The organism is Psychrobacter sp. ANT_H59, assembly GCF_008369225.1.
In the GTDB taxonomy this organism is placed as follows: Bacteria; Pseudomonadota; Gammaproteobacteria; order Pseudomonadales; family Moraxellaceae; genus Psychrobacter; species Psychrobacter cryohalolentis.
The window spans coordinates 24,008-42,500 of record NZ_VOBE01000004.1 but is presented as its reverse complement, the minus strand read 5'-3'; the positions used below and the strand labels follow the sequence as shown (position 1 = coordinate 42,500).

Here is an 18,493-nt window from a genome sequence, read left to right as displayed (position 1 = left end):
GCCTTTATTCATACTCATCTTTTCATATAACTTTGACTGTATTTTATTTAGTCAACTCAATCGTACCATTGGCAGTGACTGAGATGGTGCTGTTACCAGATTCAAAGTTTTGGCTTGGTACAGACGCATCAGCACTCTCAGCTTTCATACTCATTGCATTATACATCGGGCGCGGATAATTGCTACCAGTGTTTAGATTGACATTGACGACACGATAGCCGCGTGCATCCCAAGCACGGGTCATATTTTTAGCTTGCTGCTGAAAGGCGCGAGAAGCTTCGGTCATTAGTTTTTGCTCTAGTGCATTCTTTTTGATATCTGAAACACCAAAGCTAAGATTTTCCATCACTAAGGTTTCTTGTAAATCAGCAATCAGCTGGCTAGTTGCGGTAAAATCCGTACTTTTTAGGTCTATATTTGCCTGTCCTGTCCAGCCAATGATTTTATTGCTTTTATCATAGCGTGGGTAGGTACGCTGTTGCCCTGTACTGACAGTGACAGTTGGGTAGCGTTTAGCGATTTTCAAAGCATTATTAATCGAAGTGTTTAATGTGGTTGCTAATGCTTTTGCATCGGTTGCCTGTGCTTTTTTATATAAGCTAGCAGTGACTTCATCGTTTTGAATCTCTTCTTTTACTTCTGCCTGAAAAGTAAGTTGGTCGTAGCCAGTTGGTGCTGCATGAGCGCTTCCCATCATCGCTGTTAATAAAAGCGCTGTACCAGTGCTGAGAGCAGCTTTACTAGTTAATATGTTTTTCATCATAATCTCCTGAATGATGTAATTGTGTTTGAAGAAGTTAATTTGAAAGCCATAAAAATGCATTTTATTTATTTGGCATTTTTTATAGCATTTAAGCTTCTTAGCTAAAATAGCAAAATTTAAAAGTATCGCTGTGAGAATTTTGTCACTTAAGTTACAGGCGCATATAGTATAAAAAGCGAACAGTTTTACGATTGGGGTTGTAATAATGAAAAATTCTTGTATAATCTGCAGCTGGTGGCCCCATTGGTAGCCTCGCAACATTGTTCTATGAATCCCGCCAGGACCGGAAGGTAGCAACGGTAATAGTTATAATGTGTGCCGAGGATGTGCTTTTGGGGTCGCTTTTTTTTGCCAAAAATTTGATAATAAAATATAAATAAGCCAAAATATTGAATACTGATAATAAGCCCTTCATTATAAAGGGCTTTTTTTTCACCTGTCTTTTGTCTTATTTTGAACTTTTAGTAAACTATATAAGTTAAAATACAATACAGTAACTTTTATTAACAATAAGGTTAATACAAAGCGTATTGGAGTCTGACGATGAAAGTGTTTGTTTGGTCATTCATTGTAGTGGTTGTATTAGTAATGATTTTTGGTACATCAATATTCAATAAGTTGGTACGCGCCCGTAATCAAGCAAAAAATGGTTTTGCGCAGATAGATGTACAGCTAAAACGTCGTCATGATTTGATTCCAAACCTAGTCGAAACTACAAGACGTTACTTGTCTCACGAGGAAGAGACGCTGATACGCGTTATTAGTGCGCGCAACCATGCTCAGAGTCTGCAGGATTCTAGCAAGCATCAGCCAGACTCGCTTGAACACATGGCGCTATTTGCCAAGGCTGAGAGTATGTTGTCCAAAGCATTAGGACAGTTCTCAGCTGTCGTGGAAGCGTATCCTGAGCTAAAAGCTGACAGCATGATTAAAGAGTTAATGGATGAGCTGACCAATACTGAGAACCGCATTGGCTTTGCCCGTCAGCACTATAATGACAGCGTCATGTTCTACAACAATGACCGCGAGGTATTTCCCAATAATCTGATTAGCACGACTTTTAGTTTTCGTCCTCTCAGTCCATTGGTCTTTGAAGATAGAAAAGCGATTGCACAAGCACCTGTCGTCAATATAGGCTGATGTTTCATTACGTTCGTATGCTTAAATGCGTTTAGCTATTTTTAAGTCAGGCAACTAGATGGATTTTTTTGGTGAACAGCGCACCCGTACTCAGCGAAGTCTGTTGCTCTATGGGCTATTTTTTCTCATTGTCTTTGCACATCTGGCAGTAGCGCTGGGTATCATGGCGCTGCTGCTGACGATATTTACTGGTGGCATTGATCATTGGGTGTTGATACTGGTTGTGGTCTGGATAATCGGTAGCTTTGTCATTGGCAGTTTTTTAGAGTACAGACGTTTAGAAGCGGGTGGTCGCGCTATTGCTCAGCGTGTGGGCGGGGTTCGGCTATTTATTGACCATAGCCAAGATGCGTGGGAGCATAGTCAAGGGGTTGCCCATCAGCATGAGCCTGCACCAAAGGTTCGCTTCAGTGCACGCCAAATTGCGGTACGTGATGAGCGTGATTTCCCGCCTGTTTATCGTCGCTATTATGAGATTGCCCAGCAGCTAGCGATTGCTTCAGGTTTTAGTATGCCAATATTATATGTGTTGCCTAACGAGCAAGGCATCAATGGATTCGTTGCTGGTCGTCATAGTCAAGATATGGCGCTTGTAGTTACCCAAGGCGCGCTTGATAAATTGTCTGATGAGGGGCTATATGGTCTGATAGGGCACGAATATGGTCATCTATTACATGGTGATGCCAAGTTTAATCTACAACTAATGGTTGTGCTGGCAGGCTTACAATTACTCTATGACTGGAGTGATCCAATTTCCAATCATCGTTCCCTTGATACTGATATCACTTCCCATCAGTCTCTATCACAGAGACAAGTTGATCATTTTGCACGCAGTACAGAGGCGCAAACCGCCCGTTTTACCACTCATAGTGAGTGGGTCACTTACTGGCAGCAGCAATCACAACAACAGCAGTCCTCAGCCAAGCGTCAGTCGAAATGGTTGCAAAATAGACCTGTAATAGATCGACAAGCACCGCGTAATATCTGGACATTACTAATACATGGGTTGAGCTTCTCTAGCATGGCAAGTGCCCAACTAATCAAGCACAGCTTTAACCGCGAGCGTGAATTGCTAGCCGATGCGACCAGCATACAGCTCACACGCTCGCCAGCAATTATGAAAACCTTGCAAGCCATTCATCAAGATTCCTTGGGTTCGCGCTTGACAGGTATCGCCGATATTAACGGACTTAGTCATTTTTTCTTTGCCAGTAGCGGCGCGGACCTAGGCGATGTCTCATGGTTTGCCACTCATCCAAGTTTGAGTGAGCGTATGAGCGCCATTAATGCCAATACTTATCACGACTTTGCCATACAAGTTGCCAAAGAAAAACGTATTAATCAGAAGAAAGTACAAGAAGTTTATGAGCAGCGCCGGCTGGGTGATTGGGGAGTAATAACAGCAAATAGCCTAAAAAGAAGAAATAATAGCCTAAGTAAAGAATCGCCAGAAAAAATCATACTTCAATCTCAGCCATCACCTAGTATTTATAAGAACAATGATACAGAGATAAGTAGTGAGTTAGACACGGACTCAGGTCTTGATTTTTCTGTAGAGAAGGATGTGATAGTTGATGGGCGTTTAAAAGTTGAAGCAATCTCTATTGGTACACGTCAGCTGATAAGGCCATGGCAAGCAAAGCATGATAGCGACCTGCTGGCAAAAAATTTAATCAGTACTGCTGATATAAACAAGGTGTCATTGCCACAATATGTGCTTAATCACAGTTACCATCCGCGGGGTGCGCAGGCTTTGATTGAGGCAGTGATGTTATGCCATCAAGGTTGCATATTGTCTACAATTGCCACTTATGATTTATCAGATATCTGGAGTGGTATTCCTAAAGACAGGGTAGTGACTACGACCGATAGTAGCACTAGCTCTACGTCTAATGTAAAACCTCGAATTGATACAATGAGCGATCAGAAAATATTGCCGCATACCATAGACCAGCAGTTACTAGAAATGGTTGCTGGTATTGATCGGCGGTTAGATAGTGCTTTGATAATATTTGCTATAAAGCAACTATCCCAACATAATTTATCTAAAAGCGTGATAAATGAATTACGCCTAAAAAGTGAAAGTAGCTATAGTCACCAAAGCCATCTATATTATAGACAGCAAACAAAATCTCGTACCATGCTGATGCGCTATCAGCAAGGCATCATTCAGCTGTTTAAAAGTCAATTAATCGTCGATTTGAGCAGAAATTTTGCTGATAATATAGCCAACGATGATAGTTATATTGATAAGCCTAAACCAGTATTCAAGCGCTCAGAGAATACAGTCTCTCGGTCACCATCAATTTTGTCATTATGGCAGGCGCTGCACTTACAGCAACTACTGCCTATACTGTCTGGTGTTTTAAACCATAATTTATCAAGCGCCAATGAATCATGGAAACTGGAATTACGAGCTGGTTTAGATGATATTTATGCCCAGCTTGATCCATCAGGTCAGGTTTTTAACAGCCTTGGCAACGCTGAAAAAACAATATTAACGCTACTGGCCTACCGATTATCAAAAGATGTCAAAGGTCAGGTAGCATCAGCTCTGAGGGATAGAAGTTTTAGTGTGTCCAATTATGTTGTATATGTACGCCGTCATGCACGTCTGATTGATATTGATTTAACAGCAGTGAGCGATGCAAATTTGCAATGGCTACTATTGACTGCACAAAATTTAAATAGTGTGCAATTATTGGCATTGATAGAAGCAGTGCCTGTTTTTATATCATCAAGCATAGACAGTGAAAAGGCTGGTGATAATTATCAAGACAGGCAGCAGAGTGATGGTCAAATAGAGTATAATAGCGCTATAAAAAACAGCCATATTGATGATGTCATTACTGATAATCTATATATAGTTAGCAATTATCGTCAATGGCTAAGTACATTGCATACAGTGATGTTACACGATACGATAGTCAGCCAAGATGAATATGATTGCTTAACGATACTGGCAGAGCACTGGCTTGGTGTTAGACAGCTTTTTTAGGTAGATTAGACGATTTTATAGTTAATGCGTCAAGTAATGGTTAGCATCGTTTTTGACAGTAAAAGCCTGTAAACCCATTTTATATAAGTAGGATAGTAGAGTCGCATGAGTGATATCCAAGACCCGCAGCTGGTATTACAGCACCGTGTACAGCAGCGTCAGATTTTAGCGATGATGGGTATCAATCAGTGGGTGCAGCCAAGCTCAGAAACTTTTAATATCAGTGATATTGCAGCATCTACTGTCATGCCTAGTATGGTTCAGTCTGATTCTACTACTAGCAATGTCAAGACACAGCCAAATAATGAACAGCCAGTTGTCAGCATCGTAAATCCAGATGAAGAAAACGTTAAAATATTAGATAGCAGTGCTGACCATGATGTCTCTGCTTATCCATATAATGAAGCGGGAACTGACGACCTCCAAGATATAAGCGCGCATATCTTTAACAAGCAAAGCCCAGTTACTTATAGTTTTGATGCAGTCAGCCCTGATACCGCAGTTGGTTCTAAGGTAGATTCGGTCGTTCAACAAGACGTTGCCCTGTTTGATGAGCAGGTATTTTCTAATGACAGTCATTATGACCATACCCTTAAGGTAGCACCGTTCGACTTACAAGGTGGTCGTTATGGCGATTGGGTAATCATTGCTGATATTCAAGCGCTTAATAATGACAGCCAAAAACTGTGGCAAAATATCACACAAGCGCTATCAATCTCTTGTGAGACAACATCATTCCCTATCTGTGAAGGCATGGATACGGCTGAGCTTGCCAATGCCAGTTTTGCTGGACATGTCTTTAAAATTGGACGCTGCGAAGAAGAAATAAAGGTATTGGCGTTGACTGCGTTACCTGAAGGGCTTGAGCATCCCGATTTGACTGCTGCACCGACGTTAGATGAAATGCTTACTGATAGTCGCTTGAAGCGCACGCTTTGGGAGATGATTTCTGGTTCGGCTGATTAACAGTGAAAGTTTTGATTATTTTTTATAAGCAACATAGTCGTTAGCCAATAAAATAAAAACGTAAAAAGTATTTCAATGGTTAACTTTTAAATCCCATAAGTTTTAAATCCCAACTAACAACGATGATTTTATCATATTTAGGATAATGATTATGACTACCAAAGCCGCTCCTAACCGTGTACCTAATTTTTCAGCAGGACCTGCTACTATACCGACCGCCGTGTTATCACGTGCTCAAGAAGAGTTGCTAGACTGGCAAGGACGCGGCGTATCGGTGATGGAAATCAGCCATCGTAGTAAAGAATACATCGCGATTACTGAAAAAGCTGAAGCCAAACTGCGCTCATTGATGGATATTCCAGACAATTATAAAGTGCTGTTTTTGCAAGGTGGTGCCAGCTTACAGTTTTCAGCCATTCCATTAAATCTGTTAAATGGTGGACGCGGTGACTACCTCACTACTGGTGCTTGGTCAGGAAAAGCCATTAAAGAAGCGCAACGTTATGCTAATTTAGGCCTTGGTGAAGTTAATCTGGTGGCAACAGGCAAAGACAGTAACTTTACCGACGTGCCAGACCAAAGTGACTGGAACCTGAGCGAAGATGCGGCGTATTTCCACTACTGTGCCAATGAGACCATTCATGGTTTGCAAGTATTTGAGCCACCGAAAGTTGATGCGCCTATTATCGTTGATATGTCATCTTGCATTTTGTCACAACCGATTGATGTGTCTAAATTTGGGATGATTTATGCTGGTGCGCAAAAGAATATTGGTCCAGCAGGGCTAATTATTGTCATCATTCGCGAAGACTTATTAGGGCAGGCAAGTGAGTGGTGCCCGTTACTCATGAACTATGAACACCAAGCCGAAAAAGAATCTATGTCGAACACGCCAGCGACGTACTCTTGGTACTTGGCAGGGCTGGTCTTTGATTGGTTAGAAGAGCAAGGCGGCGTTGCTGCTATCGGAAAAATCAATCAACAAAAAGCGAATTTGCTCTATAAAACGATTGATGATAGTCGCTTTTATAGCAATCCAGTCGACACTAAGTATCGTTCTATCATGAACGTCCCGTTTACATTGGCTGACAGCAGTCTTGATAAAGTATTTTTAGAAGAGTCAGAAGCCGCAGGTTTACTGCATCTAAAAGGTCACCGCGATGTTGGCGGTATGCGTGCTAGCATCTACAATGCGGTGTCGCTAGACTGGGTACAGCAGCTGGTCGACTTTATGATTGCGTTTGAAAAGAAGCACGCCTAAGTCAGTACAGTTTTTGGAAAAAAGACGCACTTTTATGAGTTGCGTCTTTTTTTATGAGCATTGATGCTTATCATTGGTGAATAATGTGTCATAGAGTCACTTTCACGCTGCAAACCATTAGGTTAAAAAATCTAAGTTTGTTATGATAAAATTTTGTGGCACTTACTGCTTTCAATTATTTTGCAGCACTTTAGTCAATTATCACCATATTCATTGGGCTAGCACAGGGGTTTGTTATAACTTTATTATGATAAAAAATACCATGCTAAAAACTGTCCTATTAGTGACCATGGCGAGCTGGATACCAGCCAGTATCGCGGTGCCGATCACTACTACTGCGCTTGGTCATAATAGTCCTACTGAATATATCGACGCCCCATTTATGCCGTATGCCAATCCAAATGCGCCCACCGGTGGCACGTTGTCGCTTGATGCGCGCGGTACTTTTAATGCGGCTAATAAATGGATGACGACGGGGGTAGCAATGGCTGGCACCGACTATCTATATGATACCTTGATGACTGGCTCATTAAATGAAGCTTTTACCATGTATCCGCAGCTGGCAAGTAAGGTCACTTATGACCCTGATGATACCAGCTGGATTATTTATCATATCAATCCTGCCGCACGCTTTTGGGATGGATCATTGGTGACCAGTCATGATGTAAAAGCCACTTACGACGCGATACTGAACAAAGGGCCGATGTATATTCGCAGCTATTTGGGGGATATTAAAGACATTCAGATTATTAATAAACAGCAAGTAAAATTTGTTTTTGCCTCTGATAAAAATAAAGAGATTTTATTAACGGTTGGTCAATTTCCTATTTTTGCCAAGTCTTCTATCGATGCTGATTTTGAAAAAATTAGCCTAACGCCATTGATGGGTAGCGGTCCTTACAAATTAGGGCGTGTTGATGCGGGACGGGCGGTCAGTTATGTGCGTGATCCCAATTATTGGGGTCGTGATTTGATGGTCAATCGTGGTCGTTATAATTTTGATATGATTAAGTTTGTCTACTATCAGAGTGATGAGATTGCTTTTGAAGGTTTTAAATCGGGTCAATATCGTTTTCGCCCAGAGAATAAAGCGTCTAACTGGGCAACGGGTTATAATTTCCCCGCGGTAAAAGCAGGTCTTATTAATAAAGAGTCAATAAGCAGTCAAAATCCAGTGCCGATGCAAGCACTTGTCATGAATATGCGTCGGCCCATCTTTCAAGATATTCGTGTCCGTCAAGCATTAACTGCAGCTTATGATTTCGAATGGATGAATAAAACCTTATTTCATGGGCAGTATGAGCGTTTGCAAAGCTTCTTTCATGGCTCAGAGCTTGCCGCCACTGGCACGCCGACAGATGCAGAGATGCAGGTGCTAAGTCCATTATTATCTAAACTTGAGCCAATGCAGCGCAAAGCAGTATTAATGGAGTGGCAGCTGCCAACCAGTGACGGTAGTGGCTTTAATCGCGAAGGGTTGTTAAAAGCGCGGCAGCTGTTGCTAGATGCTGGATTTTATTATGAAGATATGAAGCTGTATCAGCCGGATGGCAAGCTTGCTCAGATTGAAATTCTAATGACAGGCGAAACCATGGGTCGAGTGTTGTTGCCTTATATTCGTAATCTAAAACGTTTAGGCTTTGATGTGACGCTACGCCAAGTGGATGGTGCACAATATTATGAGCGTGTGCGTCGTTTTGATTATGACATGGTAGTCGATGTATTCGCCCAGAGCTTATCGCCTGGTGCTGAGCAAGCGGCATTTTGGGGCAGTGCGGCGGCTGATGAGCCTGGTAATCATAATACGGCTGGCATAAAAAATACCGCTATCGATACAGTAACAGCGTTGCTTGCCAATGCTAAAAACCGTGACGAGATTGTACTCTATACTCAGGTACTCGATCGCCTGCTGCGTGCAGGTCACTATTTGGTGCCATTGTATGGTAAGTCTAGTACCAATGTCGCGTATTGGAATCAATACCGTCATACTGAAGAGCTGCCATCTAATGCCATCGGTATTGATTACTGGTGGACGGATAAAAAGGCAGAAGCACGCGTTAATCAATATTTAAAACAGTAAGTGACAGTGACATTAAAAGTAATTTGAAAGAATTTAATAGACATTGGCAATAAAGATAACCACTGGTAAGGATTTAGTATGAGTATTCGTATTCACCCAATTAAAGCGTTCAATGACAACTATATTTGGACATTAATCAATGAGAGTAACAAGCAAGCCATTGTTATTGATCCGGGTCAAGCGGCACCAGTCGTTGCTTATTTAGAGGAAAATGGATTAGAGCTGACGTCTATCTGGACGACTCACCATCATCATGACCATATCGGCGGCGTTGCAGAGTTACAAGAGTCGTATCCGATGACGCATTTAGTTGCGCATACTGAGCATAATGTCGATGAAGATCAGACCATCAAAGATGGCAGTACAGTAAGCGCGTGGGGCTGCTCTGCGCAGGTATGGGATGTGTCCGGTCATACCGCCAGCCATATGGCTTATATATTAGATATCGATGGCCTTAAGCACTGCTTCTGTGGCGATACCTTATTTAGTGCTGGATGCGGACGCGTGTTTACAGGAACGATTGAGCAGTTGCATGACAGCTTTAAGCGTCTAAATGGACTGCCAGCTGAGACACTGTTATATCCTGCACATGAATATACTGCTAGCAATCTACGTTTTGGGCTATCTATTGAGCCTGATAATGAAGCGATGCAGCAAGCTTTGGCACAAGCAGAAGACAAAACCGCACAAGGCATTCCGACGCTCCCCGTTACTTTAGAACATGAACGTGCGATCAATGTATTTTTACGCACGCAAGAGCCGAGTGTGATTGCAGGTGTAAAGGCTCAGTTTAATATCGATGATGATAAATCTTTGACTGTATTTGCAGCTCTACGTGAGCTTAAAAATAACTTTTAAATTCTAATCAATGCTTCGACTGACGCTTTGATAGTTATTAGCTGCGTATTCTTTCTATTGCCATATTTCTTACTATTAGGAAGCCGCCATTATGGGTCGTTATATCTTAAAAAGGTTGTTATTGATATTACCGACGCTATTTTTGATATTGCTGGCGAATTTTGTCATTGTACAAGCAGCGCCCGGCGGTCCTGTTGAGCAGCAATTTGCCATGATTGAGCAAGGTGCAAAGGACAATGCCTTGGGTGGTAATATTGGTGCGGGTAGTTCAGGTAATAATAGTACGTATCAAGGCACGCGCGGCCTATCAGAAGAGATGGTGGCGGCGATTAATGCACAATATGGCTTCGATAAATCCGCGCCTGAGCGCTTTTGGCTGATGCTAAAAAATTATGCCCAGCTGGATTTTGGGGAGTCGTTTTTTAAAGGGCAATCGGTCACTGATTTGATTATCGAGAAGCTACCCGTTTCAATCTCGCTTGGGCTTTGGAGCACGCTGCTGATTTATATGATAGCGATTCCACTGGGGGTCTATAAAGCCATGCATCATGGTTCAGGGATTGATAAAGTCACAGCCATGCTACTAGCTATCGGCCATGCAATACCCGTTTTCGTATTTGCCGTTATATTACTGGTGTTTTTTGCAGGTGGTAGCTACTGGAATATCTTTCCACTGCAAGGCTTGACCTCTGAGAATTTTGATCAATTGAGCGTGCTGGGTAAAATCAAAGATTACTTTTGGCACTTGGCATTACCGCTGTTGGCAAGTACGGTTGGTGGGTTTGCTGGCTTGACGTATCTAACCAAATTTAGTTTTTTAGAAGAGTTGGGCAAGCAATATGTGCTTACCGCTCGTGCCAAAGGCTTGGCTGAGCGTCAAGTGCTATATGGACATGTGTTTCGTAATGCCATGCTGATTATTATCGCCGGTATTCCAGCGGCTATCGTTGGCATTTTCTTTGCTGGCAATTTCCTTATTGAGATTATTTTTAAACTTGATGGTTTGGGCTTGTTAGGTTTCGAAGCCATTCAGCAGCGTGATTATCCCGTGATATTTGGCACGCTGTTTATTTTTACCTTGGTAGGATTATTATTACAGTTAATCAGTGATTTAAGTTATCACTTAATTGATCCCCGTATCGATTTTGAGGGGCGCTAATGTCAAGTCATCCATTACCTTCAACGCACTCAAGCGCATCTGCTATTGCTATAGAAAAAAAACGTCGCCTAAATCCTATCTGGCAGGCGCGACTTAATCGCTTTCGCCAAAATCGTCTTGGTGTCATATCGATGTTTATTTTTGCCTTGATATTTGTCATTTGTATGGCAGCCAACGTGATTGCCAATGACAAGCCGCTACTTGTACAGTATCAAGGCGATTACTACTTCCCCGTACTAAAAGCCTATTCTGAGACGACTTTTGGTGGAGTGTTTGAGACCGAGACCAATTACAAAGATCCTGCGGTACAAATACTGATTAATGATCGGGGTTATTATGTGATGCCGATCATTCCGTTTGCTGATCAGACGCCAAATGTTGAGCTGGGTATTCCATATCCAGCAGCACCCAATAGCCAGAATTGGCTTGGTACGGATGACTTGGGTCGTGATGTGCTGGCGCGTATACTGTATGGCATGCGAGTGTCATTATTATTTGGTTTGGCATTGACACTAGCAGGAGCAGTGATTGGTATTATCGTCGGTGCGATACAAGGTTATTACGGTGGTTGGATAGATTTGGCAGGGCAGCGCTTCATGGAGGTTTGGGGCGGGATGCCGCAGCTGTTTATGATTATTATCTTGGTCAGCCTGTTTAGCCCCAGTATCTTTATGCTGTTTGCAATGATGTTATTGTTCGGTTGGATGGGGCTGGTTGGCTTGGTACGAGCAGAGTTTTTACGCGCGCGCAACTTTGATTATGTGCGTGCGGCGCGTAATCTGGGGGCTTCCGACAGCCAAATCATGCTAAGGCATATCTTGCCCAATGCGCTAGCGTCAAGCTTGTCACAGCTGCCGTTCATTTTAACGGCCAATATTATTGCGTTAACAGCGCTAGATTTCTTAGGTTATGGTTTACCGCCTGGGTCACCGTCGCTGGGTGAGCTGATGGTACAAGGGAAAAACAACCTTGATGCGCCTTGGCTGGCCTTATCGGGATTTTTTAGCTTAACCTTTATTTTGTCGTTGCTCATCTTCGTTGGTGAAGCACTGCGTGATGCCTTTGATCCGAGGCGCTCTTAATATGACAACTGAGAATATGACAACTGCTACTGAGCAAAATAGTCTTTTAAATGACAATCATAGCAATATATCAAATAAGCTCATGCTGACAGTGGATAAGCTTAACATTGCAACCACTTCGGGTACTGTTTTAGTCGATAAGCTAACGTATGAGCTCAGGCAAGGTCAAACACTAGCCATCGTTGGTGAATCAGGCTCTGGTAAATCGATCGCAAGTCTCGCGCTATTAGGCTTGCTCCCAGATAGCTTGACCGTTACTGGTAAAGTGCAGTTAGCAGATACCTTGGGAATGACTACATTACCGATAGCCAACGATAGAACACGTAATGCAGCTCTACGTGATGTACGTGGTCAGCGCATCGGCATGGTGTTCCAAGAGCCAATGACAGCGCTTAATCCATTGCATACAGTTGCCAAACAAATTGCAGAATCGCTCCGTCTAATCGGAGTATCCAAAAATCAATGGCATGAAAAAAGTATTGCCTTGTTAAATGATGTCAATATCACTGATCCTACTGATAAGCTAAATCGCTATCCACATGAGTTATCGGGTGGTCAGCGTCAGCGGGTGATGATTGCCATGGCATTAGCGCAGCAACCTGACATCTTAATCGCTGATGAGCCAACCACCGCGCTTGATGTGACCTTGCAACATGAGATTCTCGCTCTATTAGACAATCTTAAACGTCAGCACGATATGGCGATGATATTGATTAGCCATGACCTCAATCTGGTCAGGCGCTACAGTGATGAAGTGATCGTTATGCGTCAAGGGCAGATTATTGAGCAGGGTAGAACTGCAGCGGTATTTAGTCAGCCTAAAGCAGAATATACCCGCTCGCTTATCAAACAAGACTTTGGCCAAGCGCTGAACTTCTCTAATGATGATAAAATTCAGCAATCAACCGTATTGCAAGTCAGCAATTTACACGTACAGTTTCCAATTGAAAAAAGTCTGTTTGGCGGTACCAAACGCTGGTTCGAGGCTGTTAAAGACGTCGATATGAGCCTGCAAAAAGGTCAGGCATTGGGCATCGTTGGTGAGTCAGGCTCGGGTAAAACAACAATTGCCCTTGCGTTAAGTCAGTTACTTAGCAATCAAGCGCGTGTCAGTGGTCAGGTAGTGGTGAATAATCAAGATATTGCGGCGTTATCAAAACGTGATTTGCGCACCTTCCGCTCACAGATTCAAATGGTTTTTCAAGATCCATTTGCCAGTATCAACCCTCGTATGACTGTCATGGAAATCGTCGAAGAAGGGCTGTTAGTACAAGGCGTTGTTAAAGTAGCACGTCAGCAGGCAGTAATGAACAGTCTTGCTACCGTGCATTTACCGTTAGAGTTTGTGCAGCGTTATCCACATGAATTATCAGGCGGTCAGCGTCAACGGGTGGCTCTGGCTCGTGCCCTTATTATGCAGCCAAGTCTCTTAATATTGGATGAGCCAACGTCTGCGCTTGATAGCACTACGCAAGTCACTGTAGTGAATTTGCTACGTGAGATTCAAGAAAAATTGCAAATCAGCTATGTGTTTATCAGTCATGATTTAAAAGTAGTCCGTGCCTTGTGTCAGCAAATTATAGTGTTAAAAGAAGGCAAGTGCATTGAGTTTGGGCGTACCGAAGACGTGTTCAATAATCCACAACATCCGTATGCAAAGCAATTATTTCAGGCGAGTGTGAGTTAGCCTAAGTAAATGATACTAAATATTCAGAACATAGCAGTTCATATTAATAGCGACATACCAAAAATCGCAATGGTACAATAAGTTTGGACAGTAGTTTACTTTATATAGAACCTGGTCCTATGTATATTATTTGAACCTTGATTTATTCGGTTAGTTGAAACGGTCATTATTGCCATTAAAAGCATCATTAAAAAAGGATTTTTATACCCATGAAAAAACAAAATAGTATTGCTAAATTAGTAAGTAGCAAGTTAGTAAGTAGCAAGTTAGTAAGTACCGATGGATTACAGCATGCTGGCTATTTAGCCGTTGCAAAGACACGCGCCAAAGTACTAAAAGCCTTTGCTTATGTTATCCCGATTAGAAGACCGATGTTATTCGTCGGCGAAAGCTCTTGTGATGAGCTATGCGACATGCTGATTAATGAAGGTAGCACCAATGTCTTTATCGTCACTGATGCGGTATTGAATAAGCTTGGTATACCTGCAAAAGTCACTGATTATCTAGATAGCAAAAATATCCGCTATAAAGTCTATGACGGCATTACGCCAGACCCTACTTTTAAAGTGGTTGAAGAAGGGCTACGCATCTCCATTGATGCTAAATGCGATTCTATTATTGCTATCGGCGGCGGCTCTGTGATTGATGCAGCTAAAATGATTGCTATGTCACAAGGTAACAACTGCAAGCCGCAGCAACTTATCGGCATTCTTAAAGCACGAAAGCCTTCTGTACCGCTGTACTGTGTGCCTACAACTGCGGGTACTGGTTCGGAAGCGACACTTGGTGCAGTTGTATCAGATGATAAAACCCATCAAAAAGCCCTATCTATCGACCCAAGAATGGTGCCATTAGCCGCCGCTATTGACCCAGTTATTATGAAAGGGATGCCGGCTCATATCACAGCGGATACGGGTATCGATGTGTTGACCCACGCCTTAGAAGCTTGGATGAGTGCTAATGCGAGCGTCGAGACCGACTATTATGCGGCTTCTGCGGTGAAGTCAGTTATGCAGAATCTGCCAGCAGTATATAAGGACGGCGGCAATCTCAAAGCCAGAGAAGCAATGGGTATTGCCGCTCACTACGGCGGTATTGCCTTTAATAAAGCGGGCCTTGGCTATGTCCATGCCATCGCTCATCAGCTTGGTGCGTATTATAGTATTCCTCATGGTCGCGCCAATGCCATCGTGTTACCTTATGTACTTGATGTCAATCGTCAGGCAAGCAAAAAAAGATTAGCAGATCTGGCTAGAAAAACGGGGATGGTTAAGGATGGTCAAGCCGGCAAGAGTGATGCTGTGATTGCAGATCATCTGATTGCGCAAGTTCGCGAATTGATTGCTACTTTAAATATCGATCCAACGGTTAAAGGTATGAAAACCACCGACTTTGATAGTATTGCTAAAGCCGCAGCTAAAGAAGTCAGTGATACCTATGCAGTGCCAACATATTTGTCAGTATCTGAAATCAAGAGCATTTTAACGAAGATTCAGCAAGCCAGTGATGAGCATGCCGATACTGATGTTAAGAGCGATAAAGTTGCATAGATGATTTGCTAAATGAATAACCTAGTGATGAATTAATAAAAAGCTTATTATCGAAAGGTAATAAGCTTTTTTTATGGCCATTCATTAAATATGGTGTATATAAACAACACTTTAGGAATATTTCTGTGAGACCTAAGGGTTACGATGGTTACATGATATTACCCTTAGGAGCCTTTCATGACACATCGATTATTAGTGAATTATAAATTACCAGCTAAAGTCGTGGGCATGGCGATAGTAGCGAGCAGTGTCTTTTATGTCGGTTGCGCCTCCACTGAAAAACCGCCTACCATAAAAAATGTTTCCATTGACAATCCTTATGCGCCTACTGACCCTAATTTAGCAGTAGCGACGGTCGCTGGTGGCTGCTTTTGGTGTGTCGAGGCGGGTTACGAAAAGATTCCTGGTGTGGTAGAGGTGGTGTCAGGTTATACAGGTGGCGAATCTAAAAACCCAACTTATAAACAAGTATCAGCAGGTGGTACGGGTCATACGGAAGCGGCTCAAGTTTATTATGATCCGACCAAGATTACCTACAATGGTATCGTTCAAGCACTATGGCGAATCGCTGATCCTACTGATGATAAAGGTCAGTTTGTAGATAGAGGCACCCAGTATCGCCCAGCTATTTTTTATAACAGTGAGCAAGAAAAACAGATAGCTGAAGCTGCTAAGCAATCGCTGCAAGCCTCTGGCGTCTATAAAAAGCCAGTCGTAATCGAGATTGTGCCTGTTAGCGAATTTTATCCAGCAGAAGAGTATCATCAGGATTATTACAAAAAGAATCCACTACGTTATAAGGCCTATACGTTTAACTCTGGTCGCTACCAGTTCATTGAAAGTGTCTATGGTAAAAAATATGAGTTGGATTTTAGCCAATTCAAACCGACTGTAACCAGTGCAAAGTCAGCAATGTCGAATACCTCGTCAGCTGCAGTAAAGCTGTCGACAGTTAAGACAAGTGCAGGCTTTGACCCAGATACCTTTGTAAAACCGACAAAAGCTGATCTTAAAAAATCACTAAGTGACATTCAATATAAAGTCTCTCAGGAAGATAGTACTGAGCGCGCTTTTGATAACGAATATTGGGATAATAAAGAACCTGGACTGTATGTCGATGTAGTATCAGGTGAACCATTATATTCGTCTCGTGATCAATACAAGTCCGGTACAGGTTGGCCGAGCTTTACTCGTCCACTGAATGCTAGCTTTGTCGTGGAAAAGGCAGATCGAGGAATATTTGGCACCCGTACCGAGATTCGTAGCCGTTATGCAGATTCACACGTCGGTCATGTATTTGACGATGGTCCGGCACCGACGGGTAAACGCTACTGCATGAACTCAGCAGCAATGCGTTTTATTCCACTGGCGCAGATGGAAGCGGCTGGCTATGGTAAATGGATCAATGACGTAAAATCAGCTAGCTAATTCCCTTACTGTCATAAGAAATCAAAAACCGCTTATCATATCAGTAGTTAACTACTGATATGATAAGCGGTTTTTGTATGTGATGCTATATAGTCTTATTGAACATAATAGAGAACATATCTATCTATCAAAAAAAATGAATATATTTTCTTAAATTTCCATGTCATAATTATTAGTACAATGTATCAGTTTAGTAATAATTGAAATTTAATGTTATTTTTGATGGCTAGATTGGAATTTCTTAGTGTGTAAATTACAAGGAAGAGTTATGTTAAAAAGAGAATTGAATACAGTGTCGGGTCTTGTAGTAGTAAATTCTGCCGATAATAAAATGCGCGGAGCAAATATAAAAATATCATTTTTAACAATCAGTATGCTAGCAGTTAGCGGCATATGGTTAACAACAGAGTCTGCCATGGCATATGATCCTTATTGCGATATGCATCCATGGGATTGTGGATACTCTGGAATGCCAGGTCCTATGGGTCCTGCTGGTATGGATGGTGCTAAAGGTGATACTGGTGCTCAAGGCATACAGGGTGAAACTGGCGCTAAAGGTGACCAAGGTATTCAAGGCCTACAGGGTGAAATTGGTGCCAAAGGCGACATCGGTCTAACTGGTGCTAAGGGCGAACAAGGTATCCAAGGTCTGACGGGTGCTAAAGGTGATACTGGTGCTCAAGGCGAACAAGGCATCCAAGGTTTGACTGGCGCTAAAGGTGAGGCAGGTAAGAATGCTAATATCAATGTTGCTATACAGACCTCTAACAGTACAGCGACACCAGCCCAAGCCACAGGTAAAGATTCTATTGCAATAGGTAATGGCGCAGTAGCTGAAGGCAGCCAATCTATTAGTATTGGTGTGGGCAATTTAGTAACTGGCAAAAACTCTGGTGCAATTGGCGATCCAAGCACAGTAAGTGGCTCAGGTAGCTATAGCTTCGGCAATAATAATACGGTCACTGGCAACAACACAGTAGTTTTAGGAAACGGCATCAGTACGGGTGTGAATAACTCAGTTGTTCTTGGAAGTGACTCCACAGCAAACCGTGATAACACAGTATCAGTTGGCTCAGTAGGTAGTGAGCGTCAGATAATTAATGTGGCAGCTGGTACACAGGGTTCTGATGCGGTTAATGTCACACAATTAAATACGGCTAGGCTCAAAGCAGTGACTGATGCCAATACTTATACTGATACTAAGTATGACGTTTTGAATAACAGCTTTCAGAATTATTCTAACGGCATAAATCGTCGAGTCGATGATGTGGAAAAAACAGCCAATAGTGGCGTGGCTATTTCTTTAGCAACACAACAGGCTATCCCCAATCTTCAACCAGGCAAGGTTGCTGTGTTTGGTGGTGTGGGTCATTATGAGGGTGAAAGTGCTTTAGCTATTGGTGCCGCTACAATGTTAGATAATGGTCGCACGTCAGTCAGTGGTGCATTTGGTTTTGCTGACTCAAAGTTCGGCGGCCGAGTTGGTATGTCTTACATATTTGGTCAATAGTCATTTTATTG

General features: G+C 42.5%; 14 protein-coding genes and 1 other RNA gene. 13 read left to right on the top strand and 2 right to left on the bottom strand.

The annotated features are described in order from the left end of the window. Positions 1-43: 43 nt before the first annotated feature. Positions 44-760, bottom strand: a complete 717-nt coding sequence (locus FQ083_RS07760) for an SIMPL domain-containing protein (RefSeq protein WP_133104620.1) — start codon at positions 758-760, stop codon at positions 44-46. Between the two features lie 244 nt (positions 761-1,004). Here FQ083_RS07760 and ffs point away from each other — a divergent pair. From ffs to msrA, 12 genes are all read left to right on the top strand, one after another. Beyond that, an RNA gene (gene ffs, locus FQ083_RS07755) (signal recognition particle sRNA small type) lies at positions 1,005-1,101 on the top strand. A 205-nt stretch (positions 1,102-1,306) separates the two neighbouring features. Then, positions 1,307-1,903, top strand: coding sequence for a LemA family protein (locus FQ083_RS07750; RefSeq protein ID WP_149409448.1), 597 nt, complete (start codon positions 1,307-1,309; stop codon positions 1,901-1,903). Positions 1,904-1,961: 58 nt separating this feature from the next. Next, positions 1,962-4,901, top strand: coding sequence for a M48 family metalloprotease (locus FQ083_RS07745; protein ID WP_149409447.1), 2,940 nt, complete (start codon positions 1,962-1,964; stop codon positions 4,899-4,901). 105 nt (positions 4,902-5,006) lie between these two features. Then, positions 5,007-5,867, top strand: a complete 861-nt coding sequence (locus FQ083_RS07740; protein WP_149409446.1) for a hypothetical protein — start codon at positions 5,007-5,009, stop codon at positions 5,865-5,867. A gap of 151 nt (positions 5,868-6,018) precedes the next feature. Next, a complete protein-coding gene (serC, locus tag FQ083_RS07735) occupies positions 6,019-7,128 on the top strand; it encodes a 3-phosphoserine/phosphohydroxythreonine transaminase (RefSeq protein ID WP_149409445.1) in 1,110 nt (369 codons plus the stop codon). A gap of 247 nt (positions 7,129-7,375) precedes the next feature. After that, positions 7,376-9,208 (top strand): extracellular solute-binding protein, encoded by a 1,833-nt coding sequence (locus FQ083_RS07730; RefSeq protein WP_149409444.1) that lies wholly within the window; start codon positions 7,376-7,378, stop codon positions 9,206-9,208. Positions 9,209-9,286: 78 nt separating this feature from the next. Beyond that, a complete protein-coding gene (gene gloB, locus FQ083_RS07725; RefSeq protein WP_149409443.1) occupies positions 9,287-10,066 on the top strand; it encodes a hydroxyacylglutathione hydrolase in 780 nt (259 codons plus the stop codon). 91 nt (positions 10,067-10,157) lie between these two features. Continuing rightward, positions 10,158-11,225 carry a microcin C ABC transporter permease YejB gene (yejB, locus tag FQ083_RS07720; RefSeq protein WP_011513762.1) on the top strand — a complete coding sequence of 356 codons (1,068 nt, stop codon included), beginning with the start codon at positions 10,158-10,160 and terminating at the stop codon, positions 11,223-11,225. Continuing rightward, positions 11,225-12,307 carry an ABC transporter permease gene (locus FQ083_RS07715; RefSeq protein WP_149409442.1) on the top strand — a complete coding sequence of 361 codons (1,083 nt, stop codon included), beginning with the start codon at positions 11,225-11,227 and terminating at the stop codon, positions 12,305-12,307. Before yejB ends, FQ083_RS07715 begins: the two co-directional genes overlap by 1 nt. Position 12,308: 1 nt before the next feature. Next, a complete protein-coding gene (locus FQ083_RS07710) occupies positions 12,309-13,994 on the top strand; it encodes an ABC transporter ATP-binding protein (protein ID WP_149409441.1) in 1,686 nt (561 codons plus the stop codon). Between the two features lie 209 nt (positions 13,995-14,203). Further along, positions 14,204-15,544, top strand: coding sequence for an iron-containing alcohol dehydrogenase (locus tag FQ083_RS07705; protein ID WP_149409440.1), 1,341 nt, complete (start codon positions 14,204-14,206; stop codon positions 15,542-15,544). A gap of 177 nt (positions 15,545-15,721) precedes the next feature. Beyond that, positions 15,722-16,972, top strand: a complete 1,251-nt coding sequence (gene msrA / locus FQ083_RS07700) for a peptide-methionine (S)-S-oxide reductase MsrA (RefSeq protein ID WP_149409439.1) — start codon at positions 15,722-15,724, stop codon at positions 16,970-16,972. Between the two features lie 213 nt (positions 16,973-17,185). Here msrA and FQ083_RS12840 read toward each other — a convergent pair whose 3' ends face one another. Continuing rightward, the gene (locus FQ083_RS12840; protein ID WP_146110327.1) at positions 17,186-17,389 is read right to left on the bottom strand and encodes a hypothetical protein; all 204 of its coding nucleotides are present in this window, start codon (positions 17,387-17,389) and stop codon (positions 17,186-17,188) included. Between FQ083_RS12840 and FQ083_RS07695 the strand changes: the two genes are divergently transcribed. Continuing rightward, entirely contained in the window at positions 17,388-18,482 is a 1,095-nt protein-coding gene (locus FQ083_RS07695; protein ID WP_262881007.1) for a YadA-like family protein, read from the top strand. The two genes, FQ083_RS12840 and FQ083_RS07695, sit on opposite strands and share 2 nt — an antisense overlap. The last annotated feature ends 11 nt before the right edge of the window (positions 18,483-18,493 follow it).